A 17,532-nucleotide genomic window follows, 5' to 3' on the forward strand; every position below is an offset into this window, starting at 1 on the left:
GGAGCGAGCCCCATGCAGCATGACGTCACCGCACTGGGGCCGGACATCGTGGTCGTGCGCTACTTCGGTCGGCTCACGATCAAGGAACGTTGCCAGACCCTGGTGCGCGCAGGGCGTGCCTTCCACCCCGACGCGAGTCCGAAGAAGTTGCTGGTCGACTACTCCTACGCGACGCCCGCCGTGGAAAACGCGGACGCCGGCATCGACTTCATGAGCCGGGTCATTGCCGCGCCCGACGTCGACGATGGCCTGCTCGCGATCACCGGCACGCTGTCCGCCGACTTCCTCAACCCGGTGCTCGGGGCGTGCGCGACGAAAGGGCTGACGTGCCGGGTGTTCTCCGACTACGACCTGGCGCTGGATTGGCTTCGGCGCGCGCCATGAGCGCATTTGCAGACCTCTGGATCCCACCCAATAATCCGGCGCACCGTTGACCGAATCCGCAAGGAGTGCAACGCATGACGCCGGAGACGTTCATCGCGGAGTGCCGCGACTGCATCGCATCGGGCGGCGGACCTGCGGACATCGCAGCGCTGGTCCGCGCCGCCCTGGTGTCGCAGCGCGACGATCCTGCGTGGCAAGGGCGCGACGAATTCCTGTATCGGTCCGCGGCGCTGCTGATCGTCAACGTCACGCTCCCGCCGCACGGGGCGACGCCGGTGCACGACCACGGCATGTGGGCCGTGGTCGGTGTGTCCAGCGGTTGCGAGCTCGATCGCTTCTACGTGCGCGGGCGCGATGGCGGACTGGACGTCGTTGAAGACATCACCGTCCCCGCCGGCACCGCCATCGCAATGGACGCCGATGCCATCCATGCCATCTTCAATCCGTTGCCGATCGAAATGCGCGGCATCCACGTCTGCGGCGGCGACATGGTGAGCGCGCCGCGCAACATGTGGCACCCGCAGACAGGCGACATGCTGCCGTACGACGGCAAGGTGTTCGAGGAATGGTGCGAAGCCCTCACCCGTGCGGCGAGGCCTGCCCAGGCACCGGCCTGTTGAACCCGCCCGTCCCGTGGCAGAAAATCCGCCGGAAGCGCGGCGAGCGACCATGGCGACGACTCCTTCCATCGCGGACGAGCAGGGCCTCGCCTTCGAGCGCGCGTTGATCGCGTCGATCCACCTCTCGCCGATCGCGACGATCCTCACCGACCCGCGGCTGCCCGACAACGCGATCATTGCGGTGAACCGCGCGTTCTGCGCGTTGACCGGCTACGAAGCGCACGAGGTCATCGGCCGCAACTGCCGGTTCCTGGCGGGCGATGCCGGGGAATCGCCCGGCCGCATGGCGTTGCGACAGGCCGTGGCGGAAGCGCGCCCGGTGCTCGTGGAAGTGCGCAATGTCAAAAAGGACGGCACGCCGTTCCGCAACGCGGTGATGATCGCGCCCGTGCTGCTTCCCAATGGCGACGTCGGGTATTTCCTCGGGTCGCAGATGGACGTGGGTAGCGCGCGTGTTCCCGCGCAGACCGCGGATGACGCGACGCGGAAGGTGCGCGCCCTGACGCGCCGCCAGCGCGACGTGCTGCTGGGCATGCTGGCAGGCAAGCTCAACAAGCAGATCGGCGCGGACCTCGGCATCGACGAAAAGACCGTCAAGATGCATCGCGCCGCGCTGTTGAAGCGCCTGGGGGTGCGGACGACCGCGGATGCGATTCGCCTCGGGATCGAGGCAGGGATGTTCGGGCTCCCGTAGGGGGCCGCGCGGGGTCCTACCTGCTTTGGTCTGTATTGCGGGTCTGCGGGCGCGTTCCATCACTTCGGGTCGATGTGCCGCGCGCCACGCTTCCGGTCCGTGGATCTGTCCGATTTCAGGTGGCACGCCGTGGGGCCCGAGTCCGGGTGCAGTGACCTGCACCTGCGCCGGGGCGGTGCGCGCGGCGAACTGTTTGGCCTGGTCTGCAAAGGGAGCGGGGCGGACTACCTCGCGATCGTCGGGCTGCAACCGGGGGCGGACGTGGCGCGGATCCGGTGTGCGTCGGAGCTCGACGCCATCGATGCGGTGGAGGGGTGGTTGGTGCAGTGGCAAGCCGAGTCGATGGGCGAGGACGCCTCGGCTTTGGAATCCGGGGATGAGGTGGCTCGATCGGTTGGATGACGGTGCACCGCACTGCTCGGGCGGCGCCTATGCTGTGCCGGCGTCGCGATCGATCCGGCATTCCATGGCGGCAGGGAAGGGGGCAATGATGCGGAAGGACTGGTCGGTGGCCGGCTGGGTGATGGCGGTCGCGGGGCTGCTGTTGGTCGTGATCTTCCGGCAAGCCTGGATCTCTGCCCATCGGAGTGGTTACCCGATCTTCTCCGTCGCGTCCTGGGAACACATGAAGTGGTGGCTGTTGGTTGCGGCCGTCATGCTCATTGGCGCGTTGGTTTCGATGTTCGCCGATGGTGGATCCGAATGAAGGTCTTCCCGGGAACACGCATGAAACGCAAACACGCGCTCGCGTCCTGGACCCTGTGCCTGGCCATGGGCGCGGCGCATGCAGGCCAAGTGCAAGTTGCTCCCACAGGGCGCACGGTGCTGGCGGAACGGTTGAACGGCCATCGCGTCGAGGTGGTCATCCAGGTGCATCGTGTCGACGTCGGCGTCAACGCGACCAAGCGGTTGCCGAGGTCCGTGAGCTGCACGTACAGCAGGTTTCCCTGCAGTGTCCTGGACGAAGTCGCGCTCAAGGTCGACGGAAGGGACGTGGTCGTTCCCAGGTCGGCGTTCGTCGACCTGGGAGACGTCGACAAGGCGACGCTGGCGACCGCCGGCAACCAGTTCGTCCTCGTCCTGGAGGGCGGCGACGCGTCGGAGGCGTACATCGCCAAGGTTCGCTTCGGCCAATCGCGCGTGGCGGAACGTGCGGTCTATTCGGCGATGGAAACCGACGCACCGCTCGAGCGCACCCGGTATTTCGAGGTCGACTCCGATGACAAGTGAGCGCTTCGGCCGATCGCTGGCAGTGGTCATCGGTGGCTGCTTTCGACCCGCAGCGGACGTTCGCATGCGCTGCTAGGCTTGGCCAACCGGTCCACTGCATGGTTGGGCAAGATGACGACAGAACGCGCGGCGGGGCTTCCATCGATCGTCCTCTACGCCTTGCCGCCGCTGTCCTTGCTCACGTTGTATGGCGCGGTCGTGTCCAGCAGCACCGTTCTTGCGCCGCTGCTCGGCGCCCTCTGCGCAATGTCAATGTTCGCTGAGCTGATCGTTTTTCCTGCCTGTCTTTTTGCGTTCGTCCGCTATCCGCACTTGCGGTCATGGCCCCAGGCGGCCGGTTTGGCGCTGATCGGCGCGCACCTTCTTTCGACGGTTTTGCCCTTGTTTGTTTTGATGAGTGCTGGCGTCTAGCGCAAGCATCACGACAGTCGGACATGCATCACGACCACGATCCTGCCGTCGCGAATTGGTAGTCTGACGGCGCATCCACATCTAGACCGTCAGCCGCCGCAATGGAAAACGTCGTCACCCCCTGTGCCTTTTGCGGGACGCCGATTGCGGTGGGCTTCTGGCGCTACCTGCCCAGCAAGCCCCCAGTGGACATCCATTGCCCGAAGTGCGGCGGTCGAAACAACATCAACCGTGGATCCATCGGGCTTGCCGTTGCGACGCTCTTGTTCTTCACCTTCCTCGGCGTTGCACTGGCCAGGACAATCCAAGGCGCGGAATGGGGCGTGCTGGCCGTGCCCATCGCCTTCGCCGTGGGGGTGTGGCCCGCTGCCTTCCTTGGGTCACGCAGGCCTGGCCTGGTCAAGTACGCGCGGTGGTGGATCCGGCCAACGCCCACTTTGTCCGACGCGGACCGTGCGTTGATGGACCAGCTCGGCGTGACGTACAACGGGGAATACTTCATCGTCGGCGAGATGCACTTCGACCATCTGGGCGACGCGGTTGCCTTTGCTCGATCCTGAGCGTCAGAGCTGACACCGGCATTGCGAGATTCTTGCGAATGGACCCCGCAGATCCAATCGAGTGGCGGCAATACCGGCAAATGCGCCTGTTCTATTGGGCTGCATTTTCCGCAGCCGTGGCGTTCGTCGTGTTCGGCAGCGACGACAAGGCGCTCATCGCGCTGGTGGTCCTGGCCGTCCTCTCCATGGGCGTCGCCTTCTGGCCCTGTCCGCGATGCGGCGGACGGGTCGGCTACATTGGCCTGGGGCCTTTCATGATGCTCTGGCCTTTCGGCGGTTGGTGCACGACCTGTAGTCGCAAGTTGTTCGGGCGGAAGTAGCGCGCTCGATTCGCGGACACGCGGCCGCACCGCACGTCACGCGTGCACCAGCGCCTCCGGTTCCGGCAACGCCTCGGAAGCCGGGTCGAAGTCTATGATGGCCTTCAACTGGTCGCTCTTCGGGCAGAAGTGCGGATAGACCTTCCGCACCTGCCAGTTCGCGGCATCCCACGCGTAGGTGTACCGCGGGCACCGGGTGCCGCCGTACACGTCGCAGGACACCAGCCAATCCCCCTGGTCCTCGGGGCCGAATGGATCGGCCGGCATGGCGCGGCCCACGATCGTCCCCGTGCTGTCCACGAGGTCCTGGAACACTTGATTGCGCACGAACAGGATCCGTACGCGGCAGCCAACGTAAAGCACTCCGCCCCCTGCAAAGAACACGTCCATCCCCGGGTGCCTTATGGCCGATTCCGCGAGGGGGTTCAATGACGCGCTGCACAGAAAGCAGAGCGGATCGGGTTCGCGGGATCGAGTGACTGCTTTCGACCCAAAGCGGACATTCGGTCTGCCGGTCGCGCCGAATGACCAGCTGCGTTAGCCTGCGCGCTCGGCGCGAATCAAACCACGAGCAATGACATGGGGAACGCGCTTTCCGTAATCGTTGGCATCGCAATCCTGATCACGTTCTTGGTCCTGGTCGCCTACGTCACATGGTTGTTCGCGGTTCGACTTCGAAACAAGGAACCCGCGGCAAAGTCGTTCCTCCGGTGGCTAAGGGACCTCTTTGATCTCGCGCTGGGCCTTTAGTCGCCCTGGCAGCCGAATAGACGCCGCGCGCGATGTCCGCTCCTGGCCGGAAGCGGACATTCCCCATTCCCCCGATCGCTGCCTCAGGCCGATAACGAACCGCCACTCACCGCGTCGGCCGAATCCACAGGCGATCGTCCGCAAGATCGAAACTGAGCTTCCAACGCACGAGCACCGGCATGCCGATGACGCCGTCGAGGATCATGTCCTTGACGAAGGCGCGCGTGTCGAGCGCGGGGGTATTGGCCACCATCAACCGGAACGGCTGGAGTTCCTGGTTGGCCGGCTCCGCGCCGGCGGCTTTGGCCACGCGATCGCGAACGAGCACCGGTGGTCCGCCACCGCTGTCCAGGGCCATCCACAGTTCGCCCTGCGTCGTCTGTATCGGCACCATGACCCCGAGGGCCGCACCGCCGGCCTGGCGCGCACGTCGCATGGGCGTCGGCTTGGCGTTTTTCGTTTCCGCGGCCAGCGTGTCGGGCGATTCGATGACGAGCGTGCCGTTGCCCAGGTCGAGCGAGAACTGCATGCCGTCGAAGGCATCCAGTGCCAGCGATCCATCGGCCTGCGGTGCGCCCTTGAACAACAGGGGCTGGAGGTCGATCACGCCGGCCGCCACCGGCTTCAACGCCGTGCCGTCGGGCAGGGTGAAGCGCACGTTCTCGCACCGCGGCAAGTCCAGGCGCTGGCCATCCAGGCGGAAGCCGGTGAGCGCCGCCCAGGGCGTGCACCCGATCTTCTTCGCGAACGCCGGCGACAGCAGGCTGACGCCCCCGCCGGTGTCGAGGGTGAACACGCCTTCGTGGCCGTTGACCTTCAGCCGCACCGACCGGAGCCGGCCGCCGAAATCGCCGAGTTCGATGGGTTTGGGCGTGGGCATGGGAACAACCTGGGGCGCGGGCACATCGGCGGCGGCGGTGAGCAGCACGGCGGACAGCAACGGAGTCAGCATCACGGGGTCCTGTCGGGGGAGGGCGCGGGTTTCGCGTGCTGGTGTTTTATCTAACTACACCACCTTGGGGCACCTGCCGGAAGTCACCATCGTCCAACCGCCCGCCGCTAGAGTGGAGCGATGGGGAGTTTCCTGGACCGGATCTGGATCGTCCTGGGCATGTCGCTCGACGTGCCGTTATCCCTGTGGCCGGTGAGTCTTGCCCTGGTCGCCGCCGCGAGCTGGTCCATCTGGTCGTTGCGCAAGACCCGACGATGGGCGTCGCGCAAGGTCGTCCTGACATCGGCGCTTTCGGCGCTCGTGTTCATCGCCTTTCCCGTCTATGCGGCGGCGTTCTGGCCAGAGCATCCGCACAGCGCGTTCGCGATGCAGGAAGCGTCCGGCCGCTGGATGGCCCGCCACGATCCTCGCGTGGCTCTGGTGGGGCTACATGGCGTGCATGCTGCTCGTGCCGGTGTTTGCCAGGCACGACCGCCTCCCGCTGGCAGGCCTGTCCGCCTTCATGCTTTGGGTGAACTTCGGGGTTGCTTTCGTTTGCATCCTTGCGGTCGCGGGCATGGGGCTTTAGTCATGCGCATTCGAAGCACACCGTTCAACGCCGCAAGCGAGCCTGCAATGAACAACGAAAACCTGGACTGCATCCGCGCCTATCTCGCCGATCTCGCCGCCGGCACGACGGGCGAGCGACTGGCCGCGTATTTCACCGCCGACGTCGTGCAGATCGAGTATCCCAATCGCCTCAACCCCAACGGCGGTCGAAGCGATCTCGCCACCCTGTTGTCGCGCGCCGAACAGGGCCAGCGCGTGCTCCGGCAACAGTCCTACCAGGTCACGTCCGAGATGGCGCAGGGCGATCGCGTCGCCGTGGAAGCATTGTGGACGGGCGTGCTGGCGGTGCCGCTCGGCAGCCTGGCGCCCGGTGCGGAAATGAAAGCCCACTTCGCGATGTTCTTCGAACTCGAGCACGGCAAGATCCGCGTGCAGCGCAACTATGACTGTTTCCAGCCGTAGCAGGCGGTTGCAAGAGAGGCAATTCGTCATGGGAAACATGGAAGCCAAGCGAAATGCAAATCGACGTGGCGCATTGCGCGCTGCACACTATTTTTGCGCGGCCACGACGCTGTTGCTTGCAGCCCAAGCGCAGGCGCAGGCGCTGATCGTCGAAGCGCGTGATCTCGATGCTGCGTGTCCATGGGACAGTGCTTCGCGGTGCGCAAGAATCGTTTTACACGCTGGCGATGGCGGCAGCACCTTCAACGCCTCGTCGGACGAGGCAGGTGTTCTTGTTTACGGGCGCGATCTGCAACTGCAGGTGTGGAAGAACGGGCAATGGACTGCATTCGCCCCGATCCTGGGGACATTCGAGGCGCCCGATGCAAGCGTGTTGCTTCGCGAGGGCGCGACGTGGGTGAATTACGTCGATGTCACTACGGCGCTGGACGTCGCTGGCCAGACCAAGTATCGCGTGGAGGTCAAGGATGCTTCTGGCGCCGCTTACGTGTCTCCGACGTTTGCCTTGACCAAGTAAGGCATCGAGCGCCATGAAGACGTTGACGATCGCCTGTTGCCTCTTCCTCCTTGCCGGCGTGGTGCACGCGGACGGCTTGCCAAAGGCGGGGCGCTATGTCGGCAAGGTGCTCGTGTTCGATTTGACGGACGATCAGAAGCACGAGATCGCGCACTTCAGGACGTGCCACCTTGCGCGATTCAAGACAATGAACCCGTACACGCCTTACGTGTTCCAGCTCACGCCAGGGCAACGCAAGGGGCTCGTGCGGGACGTGGGCTTCGCGCCGACGTATTTCGAAGTCGAAGAAACGTACCGCGGTTTCAACGAAGCCGGCCCGCACTGGAACGTGGCCTTGCGCTTCTCGCACGACCAGATCGAGGTACCGCTGGACTTGTTGCTTCCCGATGCGGAGGCAAGGAAAGCGGTCGATGCGCAAGGGTGGAAGACAACGAATCCGTGCTTCCCGAAGGTCGGGGAGCATTAGTTGCCATCGGTCATCGCATGACCGCTTTCGACCCAAAGCGCACATGAAGCGGTAGCCTCCTCGGCGAACTTCCCTGACAACCCCCAGACCCCGGCACGCACTCCCGATGACCCGAGCCTTCGTTGCCACCGCAGTCTTGATGCTTGCGCTCGCTCCTTCCCGAGCCGCATCCGTACCGCCTGTCCCGCTTCCATCAGAGGCGGCGACAAACAGCGCAGCCGCGTGCGCCACGCCCAGGACCATGGCGGCAGTGCGACCGTCGGGGAAAAGCTACGAACTTGTATTGACCGTGGAAAACCCGGGTGCCGAACCTCTGGCGCTCGTGGATTACTACTTTTTCGAAAACATGCTGGACCTTCGCGCCGTTCCGTCGGGAGAGTCGAACGGGTTGGCGCTCATCGTGCCTCTCCTGAGCCCAGGCCCACGCCCGCTCATTGTTGCGCCCTTCGCAAAGATCGAAAGAACGTATCAACTTTCCGCCAGCTTTCCAGCGTTGGAGAAGACGCTCGAGAGCAAGGATGTTCTTGTCTCCTGGCAATTGACGTTGGCAGGAGAAAAAGTGTGTTTTTCCCAGAAGCTCGCAAGTTCTGCCTGGCTGCGGAAGCGAACAAAGTCGTAGTCGAACGTCCGCTCCTGATAAATTGCGTGACCCGAACCGCTGTGGGCGTACAGCCATGCTCCGATTCGCGCGGATTGCCCTTGCATTGATGCTGGCCACGCTGGCTGGCTGCGGCGGGCAGGGGACACCTCCCAGCGACGCGCCCGACGCAGCCCACGTTCCGCCGCCGCCTGACGTTGGGGATATTGCGCACTACAACGGTTGCAAGAGCCTACCGACGCGCGCGCTGTCGCCGTACGAAACGTGCTTGGTCGACAGGTTGAAGGCGGCAGCGTGCACGCCGGCCGCCGATTGCGTCCTCACCTGTTTGGCCAGTCCAGATGGCACCGAGGTTGGTGGCGGTTGTGATCACGTGTGTTTCGGCTACAACGTGCGTCACCAGTGGAAGGATCGTCCGAACGCCATGGACGAATGTCCGGGACGGTAAGGGCGGTGGTGCCGGCTATTGGCCGAAATCAGACACCCCGGTATCTTCTGGATACAGCGGCTGAACCAGGAACTTGCACCCCGTGGGCAACATCGTGAATTACGCGTTTCTTGCCTTCTTGGGCGTCATCGTCTGTGTCGTGTTGTATCGCCTGGTGCGTTATCGCAGCCTTGCTGGCGCGCGCTTCGGCGCCGCGACGGTTGCACTCGGCGAGGTTGCAGCCGCGGATTCCTTCCACATGCCCGTCCGGGTGCGGGTTCATTCGCTGGAGAGCGCCGTCCCGTATCGCGGCGTTGGCCTGGAGTTCGTTGCAAAGGCGCTGGGGCATATCCGGGTGATGCCTGTCACCCTGTCGAACGCGCAGGCCCTGCAACTGGCAAAGCTGCTGTCGGAGGCTGCCGGCGAGCGGCCTGGCAACTCGCTTCGCGAGTCGGATTGATGCGGGCGTTGCGAAAGTCCGCGTCTGGCCGATAGCGGCCACTCGTCGGGAAGCGCGATCAGGGGCTCCGGAGGACTTGCGATGCGAGTGGTTGTGACCGCCCATCAGGCGAGGTCGCGGACGGCGTGGCGAGCTGTTCCGTGACCTCAAGCCGACGGACGACAAGGTGGTCGATCTCGAGTCGCTTGATGCGTGCCCGGCCGATGACCAGGCGGCCGATGACCAAAGCGCCGACGCCGCCGCGCCAAGGGCCATTGCGCCCAGCGTCATCCCGCCCAGCGCCAGGGCGCCCGTGGATTGCGCGCCGACCGCCTTTGCGGGGACGGCGCTGGCGCGCGTGTGTTCGCGTTTCATGGGTTTGAAGGTTGTCGGCGAGTGTCCTGGTCGAGGGGACGGCGCAGGCGACGCAAATCGGCCAGCATTCCGTGAAGCGCGCCTCCGTAATTGCAGGGCCATGGGTGGCCGCGTTCGACCCAAAGCGGACATATGGGAGCATCTCCTGAATTCGGACTACCCCGGGGCAAGTTCCATGGAAGATTTCGCAGTCATGGTTCTGTGGATTACGAGCTTGCTGCTCCCCGCGTTGATCTTCCTCGCGGCGGACCGTTTCAAATCGTTACTGGCGACAGCAACAGTCGCGCTCATCGCAATCGGAATTGGATGGGCTTTCATGCTCGCTTATGCGGTGGCAGCGCAATGCATCACCGCTAACGGCCCAGCCCAAGTCAACGGCCCAGCCCAAGTCAACGGCGCAGCGCTCGCGTTCGCGGACGTCTTTGGCTGGGTTCTTCCCGCTGTTGTCGTAGTTGTCACCTGGCTGACGTCGAGAGCGGTTTTGCGCGTTGCTGGTCGATCCTTGCCCGTCAGTTCGCGTGTCGGGGCTGACCAACCTTGAGGTCGCCAGGCATGGAAGCGAGTGAGCTATTGCGATATTCGCGACGCGGTAATCCGCCCTCTTGGCATGAGCGGAATAAGAAAAAGTCTTGCTCGCCGGGTCGGGGCTCGTGCAGAAGACAATGATCCAATCCATGACGAACATCCGCTATTGGCCGAAGTCGACATCCGACCGAGGTTGAGGCTGCTCATCCACGCCCGCTATCATCAATGTGGGGACATCGTCGGGGGCAGGAAATGCAGGCTCGGAAAGCCGCGGGCGTGGCGCTCGCAGCAGGCGCTTGTGCGCTCGGACTCTGGTTCGCTTCGTCCACGCCGTACGCGGCGCGAAATGCGCAGGCCACACGCGTTGCCGCGCGCGACGCCCAAGGGACGCGCGTCGGACCGCCGACCATCGCCGTGGATGCACTGCCCGCGACGAACGCGCAACGCGGCATCCCGTTCGCATTGACACGCAGCGTGGCCGAAGCCGCGGTACGCGAAGGCGTACTGCGCATCGCCATCGCCGACCAACGCGGCTTCGACGTCGCGATCGAACGCGACACGCACGACGGTTTCGGCAACTGGCAGGTGATCGGGCGCGTGCAAACGCGCCTGGGCCCGCAGGCAATGGTGGCGACGTTCGGCAAACGTGCGGTATTTGCCGTGCTGCCCTTGCCTGATGGCCGCACGTTGGAAGTGACCACGGATCACGGCGCGACGACGATAGCCGAAGCCGGCGGGCTGGTGCCGGAAGGCATGCAGGGACTTGCGGCGAACAACGATGCTTTCGACGTCCGCGAGATCCCCGCGACCAAGGTGCACGATATCGCAACGACGGACGCCAGCACGCGGGTGCAATTGCCCACGTTGCGCACCGACGGGCTGCAGGCGCTCGCGGCGGAGGCGACCGGCGAGGTCACGATCAATGTGCTCGGCCTGTATGGCCCGGACTTGATCGCGCAACTCGGCGACGAAGAGAGTGCGCGCACCGAAGTCGCGCACATGCTCGCAGTCGCCAACCAGGCGCACGTCGACAGTGGCTCACGGATTCGGCTGGCGTTGGCGGGCACGCTCGCGATCAGCAATCCCTACGACGCCAACACGACGGCGTTGTACGGCATCCAGAACACGAGCCACAACGTAGGCATGCCATTCCCGGTCGAAGCCGGACGCTGGATCGCATCGGCCGACCTGGTCTTTCTCGCGCGACCACGCGGGGCGGTCGATGCGACCTGCGGTGCTTCGTTCCGCATCGCCGAGTCGACGGGCCGCAACACGCTCAAGCGCGCCTTCGCCTTCGCCGTCGCCAATGTCGCGCCGTGCAGCCCGTATGCGTTGAGCCACGAACTCGGCCACCTGCTGGGCAACGCGCACGATCGCGACACCGAGGGCTACGACAACCAGGATGTCGTCCGGCACGGCGTGCTGCCGTATGCATCGGGCTATCGTCAGTTCGGGTCGCCCGCGTTCGCCACGGTCATGGCCGATCCCTCGGGCCTGCCCACCCTCAACGTCTTTTCGTCACCGTTCTCGTCCGCGTGCGGTGCGCCGTGCGGCATCGCAGACGAAGCCGACGAAGTGCGGTCGATGAATTCGATCGCCGCGGAAATCGCCGACTTCGCCGGCGCGCCCGACACGGTCACCTTTGGAAACGCCGCGGGTTTCGAGCCACTGGCCGGCGAGAACAGCCGCTGGATCGTCGCGTGGGCGAACTACAACGCCCCGATGTTCCCGCAGGGTTTCGCTGGCTTCGACGTCGCGGTCGTCGGCGGCACGGCGACACAGGGCGTGGATTACAAGCTCTCTTCCGCGTTCGTCAACGGCGGCGGCAACGCCGCGCAGGTCTTCGTCGAGGTCCTCCCGGACGAGATCGTCGAACCCGACGAAACAATCCTGCTGCGCATTACATCGCGGAATGGCTGGCCGATCGACAAGGACACTGCGACGATTACGATCCTCGACGATGATCCACGTCCCGTGATCCGCGGCGCGGTGCGCTTCGACGGCGTGTCGAAGCCGAGCGGCCCGTTCAATCTCCAGGCCCGCGCGGGAAACGGCAATCACTTCGACGACGGCGGCATGGTGGTGCAGGTCGCCTCGCCTGACTATGCGTTCGCCTTCCCGGTGGTGCGCGGCACCTCGCCCTATCTCACCTTCGACAACACTTGCTGCAGCGCGCGTTACGCGGTGCCCGTGTGGCTGACCGATGTGCGCGGCGATCTCACGCGTGACGTCACCTTCCGCGCGGCGTATCACGTGCTCCTGCGCGGCATCGATTCGGGTAAGCAGTTCATCGATATCGGGCAGGGGCCGCCGGTTGAGTATTCCGGCGGGGGCTACATCGATCGGATGGTGCCGGGCGGCGCGCGGGTCACGTTCTACGACCGGAACCAGCAAGGCACCGTCGCGGGCTTCTTCGACGACGTGCGGCAGAACATCGATGCCACGTTCGCCTACACGCCGACGACAAAGGTCCTGGTCTCGGCGCCGAAATCCGTGCGCGAAGGCGACGCCGGCGTGCGCCGAGTGCGCTTCGACCTGAAGGTGCTGACGACCATCCTCGCGCCGATCGAGTCGATCACGCTCGACTGGCGCACGCGTTCGGGCACGGCGACCGAGGGCAGGGACTTCGTGGCCGCATCGGGGACGCTGGTCATCCCTGCGGAGGCCATAGCGTCGTCGTATTACACAGACCCGAGGGCGGCGTCGTTGTACGTGGACATCCTCGGCGACACGTTGCCCGAATCGGCGGAGTGGCTGGAACTCGAGCTCACGCCGGCCACCGAGGGCGTCGAAGCAGTGCCCGCGCGCACAAGACTTACCCTGCGAGACGACGACCATCGCACATCGACGCCATTGCCGGCTGAGAAACTGTAACAGCGGGTTTTCGCAAGGCACGGTTGACGACCGGGGGTGTCCATTGTTGATGTCCGGTTTCGATCCAAAGTGGACATTCCGCATTCGCGCTAGCTTATTGCCGATGAACCCTCAAAACCTGTTCCACCTCGCCGCTGTCGGCGTGATTGCACTGCCGTGCATTGTCGCTGGGGCCACTGCGCTCCTTTCCAGGCCCAAGCGCTTACCGCTCAGGGTCATGAGCGCAATCTTCGCCGGCTGGGTCGTCGCCGTGTATTTCACGGAGTATGCGTATAACCCCGCGGGCATCGCAGCGGGGATTGACGCGGGTGTCGATCCCGAGATGCGCTTCGACAACAACGCCCTCGCATCCGCCATCCTGCACGGTTGGATGTATCCCGCCATGGCAGTGGCGATGGTCTTGAGCGTCCGCGCGTTGATTCGCAAGGTACGGCCGCCCGCGCGTCGAGCCTGACGCTCGGTAAAGTGTTGACCATGGCGAGTGTCCGCTTCTGGCCGATAGCGGACACTCGGTCCCCCGGTAGATTCTTGGCCCCTGAGTGACCGCTTTCGACCCAAAGCGGACATTGGCGCCCGGGTAGACTCCGCGTCCCGGTCAGTCAGAAGGTTGAAGGCGATGCGTCATGAACTTACGGCCCGGAAGCACATCGGAAAAACGCTGCTGTGCGGCTACGTAATTTGTGCGATTTACCCACTCATCGTGGTCGGATATTCCAGCTTGGCGTTGGTGCCTCTTGGTGTATGTGTCGCAACGCTTGTCCTGCTGAAAAAGCCAACAAGTCGAAAGGCGCTGGCTGTTTCCGCCATCATTTCATTGAGTTGCGGATACGCCGTCAGAAAGCGTTCGTACGAAGGAACGGGAATGACACCGGGGGCATTTCTAGGACTTCTTTTGATCGGCGCGGTAGCTCTTGGTGTGACCTTCTACGTGTTCGAACAGGAGAGAGAGTAAGCGCGGTGAGATTGGCACCTGCGCGAGCCGGTCTGCCTACCCGTTAAGGCGATGTCCGCTTCTCGCCGAAAGCGGACACTTGAACCCCGGCCGGCAGGCTCCGCCCCTAGGTGACCGCTTTCGACCCAAAGCGGACATTCGACTAGCTCGCCGGCAGGTGCGCTTGCTGGGCAGGATCAGGTTCTCTACGCTCATACGCATGGAAACGTTGCGCAAGCTTGCGATGTGGTCCGCACTGGTTGTCGGAGCAGGCATGGCCGCGCTCGGACTCTGGCAAGTGGGTCGCGTGACTTGGGCGTTGTCGAATCCGCCGCCGCTCGGGAGCGTGTTTGAGCCAGTAATTCCGTTGCTCATCGGCGTGATCGCTTCTCTTGCAGGCTTCGCCCTCGTTGCCGCGGGACGCGGCCTCAAACGCTAGCTGCGCAATGTCCGCTCCTGGCCGAAAGCGGACATTGGGAATTGGTACTCTGAGCCCTGGTTTCCGGCCTCCGGGGCATCATGTTCAATCCCTTCGAGTTTCACGAACGCAACCTTGGCCGAGCCGGGTGGCTGATGGCGCTGGAGATTGTCGGTGGCGTTGCCCTCGGCTTGATCCTAGTCGGGCTCGGCTACGCCAGCGACCTTGCAATCATTGCAGTCTGGCTGTGCAACCTTTTCACCGCGTGGTTCATTGGCAAAGCAGCCGCGGCCCAGGGCAAGCGCCAATGGCTGTATGCCTTGCCTGCCGTAGCACCGCCAATCGCGATTTGGCTGATCTTCAAGCTTCACAGTGAGGACAGCATGCGTCGAATGTCCATGATGGAAGCGGATTCTCGCGTTAGCGAGTGACCGCTTCTGGCGACAGCGGACATTCGAGGATGACCGGCCAATCAGCAGGGGGATCGCACATGAAGCTTGTCGTCGTCTTGCTTCTGGCCGTCGCTCTACCCGCGTGTTCCGACGCCTACAAAGACCTCGAGTCCGCTTTCGCAGTAGACAAGACCGCTTCAGCCCCACCGCTGGTGACAAGGTCCATCACGATCACCAGCCAGACGCGACGAGGCGCCTCGTCCTATCGAGACCTCGTCACCATTCGTCCCACCGCTGACGCCATCGACCTGGAATTCGACATGCCCTTCATGAGGCCGCTCCGTATTCCCAAGGGCGAGATCGCCGGATGCAGCATGACCTGCTTCGGCATGTCGGATCAGTACGTGGATCTGCTGATCCCGAGGACCGGCACCGATTTGATGATCCGTAGCAGCAAGACGCTGCTTGACTGGTGCTGGACCAATGAAAAGCCCATGATTTCCGGCAAGGCCCGGAGAGCCTGGCAATACAGTCGCGTGCCGCTCCCGCCCGCAAGTCGCTACAACGCCCAGTTCGCTTCCAGAGCGCTGTTTGACAAGCAGACCCATCTGAGTTGCATGGGCTATTAGTGCGGTCTCACAGGTCCGCTTTCGACCCATAGCGGACATCCGATCTCTGCCGCATTCGGCTTATGCTGCCGTAATGCGCCCACCCCGTTCCCCGGATCTAGTCGCCGACATCACCCTCGATCCGACGCTTGAACGTGGTCGGCGGAGTGGATGGCGGCCGAACAACGACTTCGGGTTGCTGCACGACTGTGACGCCCACATCGAGTTCGCCGATGGAAGCGTGCAGCCGGGTGGAACTGGCCGTGCAGAATTGTGGTTGCTGACACCGGAATTGCAGGCCGGGCGACTGCGCGAAGGTTTTACCTTCACCTTGCGCGAAGGGTCACGGCTTGTCGCGGATGGGGTTGTCGTCCAGGTACTTCGTTCCGATCTCCACGTTGGCGCGTAGACCGACCTCAACGTCCGCTTCTGGGCGATGGCAGGCATGCCGGCCGGTGGCGAAGGCTCGATCCCCCTGATCGTTGGTGCAACGCCACCCACGGCGTTGCACCAGGACGCCTCAGCGCTCGTAGGCGCCAATGTCGGGGGCACCGCCCACCACGCGCGGGAATCCCGCGCCGCGTTGGTCGAAGGCCCGTCCGAGCGTGTTGTTGCCCCCGTTGATCGCGGGGCTGGCCGCGCCGATCGCATGCGTGCGCGTCGGGCCGCCATTGTTCGCCAACGGCGCCAACAACGGATCGCCGCCGATCGTATCCGGCGGCACGGGCAGCACCGACGTGCCGATCAGGTTGTGCGACCCCGTGAGCGTCCAGCCGGGGAAGTCGAACCCGCCGACGTCGACGTCCGGCCCGCCGTCGCACGTGTTGCGCGAGACGATCGTGCTCTCCAGCCGCAGGTTGAGCGCACTCACCGCGCCCCAGCATTGCGAGCCGGTTTCGCGGTTGAACGCGATCGTGCTGTTGCGCACGTCCATGTCGCCCGAGACGGACGCGCCACTGTCGCTCGTCGCCGTGTTGCCGGAGATCGTGCTGTCGTGGATGGACCTGGTGCCGTCGCCATACGCGCACAACGCACCACAGTTCCATCCGGCGTCGTTGCCGGCCATCGTCGACTTGTTCACCACCACGTTGCCGTGTGCCGTCACGCCGCCGCCGTCGTGCGTGGAGGTATTGCGCAACACCATCGAATACGACAGCGAGACATCCTCGCCATCCAGGCCGCCACCGGCATCCGCGGACATGTTGTCGTACACCTGGCTGCGATCCAGTGTCACGCTTCCGAACGCGCCGATGCCGCCGCCTGCGCCTTCGCCCAGCAGGCGATTGGCGAACACGCTCGACTCCGACAGCAGGACGTTCCCGACGGCGAAGACGCCGCCGCCCATGCCGGACGGCTCCAGCCCGCCCTGGGGCACCGCATCGCAGTGATGCACGCGCGACTGGCGCAGTTCCACGTTGCCCTGCGACGACACGCATCCACCGAGCGCACCGCCCGAGGTGAAGCGGCCGTAGGAGAGGGATACGCGCGTCAGCCGCAGCGTCCCGCCGCCCGTGTGGTTGAGCACGCGCGCGGTCGAATTGCCGCGGATCGTGTTCTGGAGGCGGTCGCGGCCCAGGAGGGTGATCGACGACTGGGGCAGCACGATCTGGCCGGAGGTGACATTGATGGGATTGCAGCCGAGCGCGCGCAGGTCGATCGTGTCGCCGCTGATCGCGATGGTCGCCGCGTTGCGCAGGCTGCCTGCGCCGGTGTTGTTGCAGTTGGTGACGGGGATGTTGGCCGCGCGCGCCTGCGGCGCATGGACCAGCGCGCCACCGGCCAGCAGCGCACTGAAGAGGAAAGCAGTGGGATTTCGCATCTCGCATGCTCCAGCGTTGGGGGTAATCCTCGCCAACGCGCTCCCTCCGCCACGCAGGTCAGCGTTGACCAGGATTCTCCTGTCGTCCGAAAGTCACGCACGCCTGAATAGTTCATGTTGGTGCGGGGCAGCCGTGATGCATCGGGTCGCCATGTCTGCTTTCGACCCAAAGCGGACATTCGCCTGCAATTGCACGATCCGGTAAAACGGT

24 protein-coding genes are annotated in these 17,532 nt (G+C 64.3%); 21 read left to right on the top strand and 3 right to left on the bottom strand.

The features are described from left to right. Nucleotides 1–12: 12 nt before the first annotated feature. The 9 genes from LYSCAS_RS13455 (at nucleotide 13) to LYSCAS_RS13495 (ending at nucleotide 4,219) form a co-directional block, all read left to right on the top strand. On the top strand, nucleotides 13–384 hold the full coding sequence (locus LYSCAS_RS13455; RefSeq protein WP_213434549.1) for a hypothetical protein: 372 nt from the start codon (nucleotides 13–15) through the stop codon (nucleotides 382–384). 74 nt (nucleotides 385–458) lie between these two features. After that, the gene (locus tag LYSCAS_RS13460) at nucleotides 459–1,004 is read left to right on the top strand and encodes a hypothetical protein (protein WP_213434550.1); all 546 of its coding nucleotides are present in this window, start codon (nucleotides 459–461) and stop codon (nucleotides 1,002–1,004) included. Nucleotides 1,005–1,053: 49 nt separating this feature from the next. Then, a complete protein-coding gene (locus LYSCAS_RS13465; RefSeq protein WP_213434551.1) occupies nucleotides 1,054–1,698 on the top strand; it encodes a LuxR C-terminal-related transcriptional regulator in 645 nt (214 codons plus the stop codon). A 99-nt stretch (nucleotides 1,699–1,797) separates the two neighbouring features. Beyond that, the gene (locus LYSCAS_RS13470; RefSeq protein ID WP_213434552.1) at nucleotides 1,798–2,100 is read left to right on the top strand and encodes a hypothetical protein; all 303 of its coding nucleotides are present in this window, start codon (nucleotides 1,798–1,800) and stop codon (nucleotides 2,098–2,100) included. 85 nt (nucleotides 2,101–2,185) lie between these two features. Next, nucleotides 2,186–2,404, top strand: a complete 219-nt coding sequence (locus tag LYSCAS_RS13475) for a hypothetical protein (RefSeq protein ID WP_213434553.1) — start codon at nucleotides 2,186–2,188, stop codon at nucleotides 2,402–2,404. Next, complete coding sequence (locus LYSCAS_RS13480; protein ID WP_213434554.1) at nucleotides 2,401–2,928, top strand: hypothetical protein; 528 nt, start codon at nucleotides 2,401–2,403, stop codon at nucleotides 2,926–2,928. The genes LYSCAS_RS13475 and LYSCAS_RS13480 overlap by 4 nt, the downstream gene beginning before the upstream one ends. 111 nt (nucleotides 2,929–3,039) lie before the next feature. Continuing rightward, nucleotides 3,040–3,339 carry a hypothetical protein gene (locus LYSCAS_RS13485; protein WP_213434556.1) on the top strand — a complete coding sequence of 100 codons (300 nt, stop codon included), beginning with the start codon at nucleotides 3,040–3,042 and terminating at the stop codon, nucleotides 3,337–3,339. Between the two features lie 101 nt (nucleotides 3,340–3,440). Continuing rightward, on the top strand, nucleotides 3,441–3,899 hold the full coding sequence (locus LYSCAS_RS13490; RefSeq protein ID WP_213434557.1) for a hypothetical protein: 459 nt from the start codon (nucleotides 3,441–3,443) through the stop codon (nucleotides 3,897–3,899). An 80-nt stretch (nucleotides 3,900–3,979) separates the two neighbouring features. Continuing rightward, on the top strand, nucleotides 3,980–4,219 hold the full coding sequence (locus LYSCAS_RS13495) for a hypothetical protein (protein ID WP_213434558.1): 240 nt from the start codon (nucleotides 3,980–3,982) through the stop codon (nucleotides 4,217–4,219). A 36-nt stretch (nucleotides 4,220–4,255) separates the two neighbouring features. On the opposite strand, the gene LYSCAS_RS13500 is transcribed toward LYSCAS_RS13495, so the two are convergent. Beyond that, entirely contained in the window at nucleotides 4,256–4,546 is a 291-nt protein-coding gene (locus LYSCAS_RS13500) for a hypothetical protein (RefSeq protein WP_213434559.1), read from the bottom strand. Between the two features lie 529 nt (nucleotides 4,547–5,075). After that, on the bottom strand, nucleotides 5,076–5,921 hold the full coding sequence (locus tag LYSCAS_RS13505; RefSeq protein WP_213434560.1) for an aspartyl protease family protein: 846 nt from the start codon (nucleotides 5,919–5,921) through the stop codon (nucleotides 5,076–5,078). A gap of 159 nt (nucleotides 5,922–6,080) precedes the next feature. On the opposite strand from LYSCAS_RS13505, the gene LYSCAS_RS13510 reads away from it, so the two are divergent. The 12 genes from LYSCAS_RS13510 to LYSCAS_RS13565 all read left to right on the top strand — a co-directional run bounded on the left by LYSCAS_RS13510 (nucleotide 6,081) and on the right by LYSCAS_RS13565 (nucleotide 15,523). Further along, complete coding sequence (locus LYSCAS_RS13510; protein WP_213434561.1) at nucleotides 6,081–6,932, top strand: nuclear transport factor 2 family protein; 852 nt, start codon at nucleotides 6,081–6,083, stop codon at nucleotides 6,930–6,932. A gap of 37 nt (nucleotides 6,933–6,969) precedes the next feature. Then, complete coding sequence (locus LYSCAS_RS13515; protein ID WP_213434562.1) at nucleotides 6,970–7,449, top strand: hypothetical protein; 480 nt, start codon at nucleotides 6,970–6,972, stop codon at nucleotides 7,447–7,449. A gap of 13 nt (nucleotides 7,450–7,462) precedes the next feature. Continuing rightward, entirely contained in the window at nucleotides 7,463–7,915 is a 453-nt protein-coding gene (locus LYSCAS_RS13520; protein WP_213434563.1) for a hypothetical protein, read from the top strand. A 283-nt stretch (nucleotides 7,916–8,198) separates the two neighbouring features. Further along, on the top strand, nucleotides 8,199–8,534 hold the full coding sequence (locus LYSCAS_RS13525; RefSeq protein ID WP_213434564.1) for a hypothetical protein: 336 nt from the start codon (nucleotides 8,199–8,201) through the stop codon (nucleotides 8,532–8,534). 509 nt (nucleotides 8,535–9,043) lie between these two features. Continuing rightward, nucleotides 9,044–9,400, top strand: a complete 357-nt coding sequence (locus tag LYSCAS_RS13530) for a hypothetical protein (protein ID WP_213434565.1) — start codon at nucleotides 9,044–9,046, stop codon at nucleotides 9,398–9,400. Between the two features lie 529 nt (nucleotides 9,401–9,929). Next, nucleotides 9,930–10,295, top strand: a complete 366-nt coding sequence (locus tag LYSCAS_RS13535; RefSeq protein ID WP_213434566.1) for a hypothetical protein — start codon at nucleotides 9,930–9,932, stop codon at nucleotides 10,293–10,295. A gap of 398 nt (nucleotides 10,296–10,693) precedes the next feature. After that, a complete protein-coding gene (locus tag LYSCAS_RS13540) occupies nucleotides 10,694–13,153 on the top strand; it encodes a Calx-beta domain-containing protein (RefSeq protein ID WP_213434567.1) in 2,460 nt (819 codons plus the stop codon). Nucleotides 13,154–13,370: 217 nt separating this feature from the next. Continuing rightward, nucleotides 13,371–13,607: a hypothetical protein gene (locus LYSCAS_RS13545; RefSeq protein WP_213434568.1), complete on the top strand. Its 237-nt coding sequence runs from the start codon at nucleotides 13,371–13,373 to the stop codon at nucleotides 13,605–13,607. A 162-nt stretch (nucleotides 13,608–13,769) separates the two neighbouring features. Further along, the gene (locus tag LYSCAS_RS13550; protein ID WP_213434569.1) at nucleotides 13,770–14,105 is read left to right on the top strand and encodes a hypothetical protein; all 336 of its coding nucleotides are present in this window, start codon (nucleotides 13,770–13,772) and stop codon (nucleotides 14,103–14,105) included. A 199-nt stretch (nucleotides 14,106–14,304) separates the two neighbouring features. After that, nucleotides 14,305–14,523 carry a hypothetical protein gene (locus LYSCAS_RS13555; protein ID WP_213434570.1) on the top strand — a complete coding sequence of 73 codons (219 nt, stop codon included), beginning with the start codon at nucleotides 14,305–14,307 and terminating at the stop codon, nucleotides 14,521–14,523. A gap of 80 nt (nucleotides 14,524–14,603) precedes the next feature. Next, on the top strand, nucleotides 14,604–14,933 hold the full coding sequence (locus LYSCAS_RS13560; protein WP_213434571.1) for a hypothetical protein: 330 nt from the start codon (nucleotides 14,604–14,606) through the stop codon (nucleotides 14,931–14,933). A gap of 59 nt (nucleotides 14,934–14,992) precedes the next feature. Beyond that, nucleotides 14,993–15,523, top strand: coding sequence for a hypothetical protein (locus tag LYSCAS_RS13565; RefSeq protein WP_213434573.1), 531 nt, complete (start codon nucleotides 14,993–14,995; stop codon nucleotides 15,521–15,523). A gap of 499 nt (nucleotides 15,524–16,022) precedes the next feature. Here LYSCAS_RS13565 and LYSCAS_RS13570 read toward each other — a convergent pair whose 3' ends face one another. Then, nucleotides 16,023–17,321 (bottom strand): choice-of-anchor Q domain-containing protein, encoded by a 1,299-nt coding sequence (locus LYSCAS_RS13570; protein ID WP_213434575.1) that lies wholly within the window; start codon nucleotides 17,319–17,321, stop codon nucleotides 16,023–16,025. Nucleotides 17,322–17,532: the final 211 nt, after the last annotated feature.

This window comes from Noviluteimonas caseinilytica (assembly GCF_018406605.1).
In the GTDB taxonomy this organism is placed as follows: Bacteria; Pseudomonadota; Gammaproteobacteria; order Xanthomonadales; family Xanthomonadaceae; genus Noviluteimonas; species Noviluteimonas caseinilytica.

Coding starts and splice junctions, on each gene's coding strand:
- LYSCAS_RS13455 (WP_213434549.1), top strand. CDS start 13: ATGCAGCATGACGTCACCGCACTGGGGCCGGACATCGTGGTCGTGCGC.
- LYSCAS_RS13460 (WP_213434550.1), top strand. CDS start 459: ATGACGCCGGAGACGTTCATCGCGGAGTGCCGCGACTGCATCGCATCG.
- LYSCAS_RS13465 (WP_213434551.1), top strand. CDS start 1,054: ATGGCGACGACTCCTTCCATCGCGGACGAGCAGGGCCTCGCCTTCGAG.
- LYSCAS_RS13475 (WP_213434553.1), top strand. CDS start 2,186: ATGATGCGGAAGGACTGGTCGGTGGCCGGCTGGGTGATGGCGGTCGCG.
- LYSCAS_RS13480 (WP_213434554.1), top strand. CDS start 2,401: ATGAAGGTCTTCCCGGGAACACGCATGAAACGCAAACACGCGCTCGCG.
- LYSCAS_RS13485 (WP_213434556.1), top strand. CDS start 3,040: ATGACGACAGAACGCGCGGCGGGGCTTCCATCGATCGTCCTCTACGCC.
- LYSCAS_RS13490 (WP_213434557.1), top strand. CDS start 3,441: ATGGAAAACGTCGTCACCCCCTGTGCCTTTTGCGGGACGCCGATTGCG.
- LYSCAS_RS13495 (WP_213434558.1), top strand. CDS start 3,980: ATGCGCCTGTTCTATTGGGCTGCATTTTCCGCAGCCGTGGCGTTCGTC.
- LYSCAS_RS13505 (WP_213434560.1), bottom strand. CDS start 5,921: ATGCTGACTCCGTTGCTGTCCGCCGTGCTGCTCACCGCCGCCGCCGAT.
- LYSCAS_RS13510 (WP_213434561.1), top strand. CDS start 6,081: ATGTCGCTCGACGTGCCGTTATCCCTGTGGCCGGTGAGTCTTGCCCTG.
- LYSCAS_RS13515 (WP_213434562.1), top strand. CDS start 6,970: ATGGAAGCCAAGCGAAATGCAAATCGACGTGGCGCATTGCGCGCTGCA.
- LYSCAS_RS13520 (WP_213434563.1), top strand. CDS start 7,463: ATGAAGACGTTGACGATCGCCTGTTGCCTCTTCCTCCTTGCCGGCGTG.
- LYSCAS_RS13535 (WP_213434566.1), top strand. CDS start 9,930: ATGGAAGATTTCGCAGTCATGGTTCTGTGGATTACGAGCTTGCTGCTC.
- LYSCAS_RS13545 (WP_213434568.1), top strand. CDS start 13,371: ATGAGCGCAATCTTCGCCGGCTGGGTCGTCGCCGTGTATTTCACGGAG.
- LYSCAS_RS13550 (WP_213434569.1), top strand. CDS start 13,770: ATGCGTCATGAACTTACGGCCCGGAAGCACATCGGAAAAACGCTGCTG.
- LYSCAS_RS13555 (WP_213434570.1), top strand. CDS start 14,305: ATGGAAACGTTGCGCAAGCTTGCGATGTGGTCCGCACTGGTTGTCGGA.
- LYSCAS_RS13560 (WP_213434571.1), top strand. CDS start 14,604: ATGTTCAATCCCTTCGAGTTTCACGAACGCAACCTTGGCCGAGCCGGG.
- LYSCAS_RS13565 (WP_213434573.1), top strand. CDS start 14,993: ATGAAGCTTGTCGTCGTCTTGCTTCTGGCCGTCGCTCTACCCGCGTGT.
- LYSCAS_RS13570 (WP_213434575.1), bottom strand. CDS start 17,321: ATGCGAAATCCCACTGCTTTCCTCTTCAGTGCGCTGCTGGCCGGTGGC.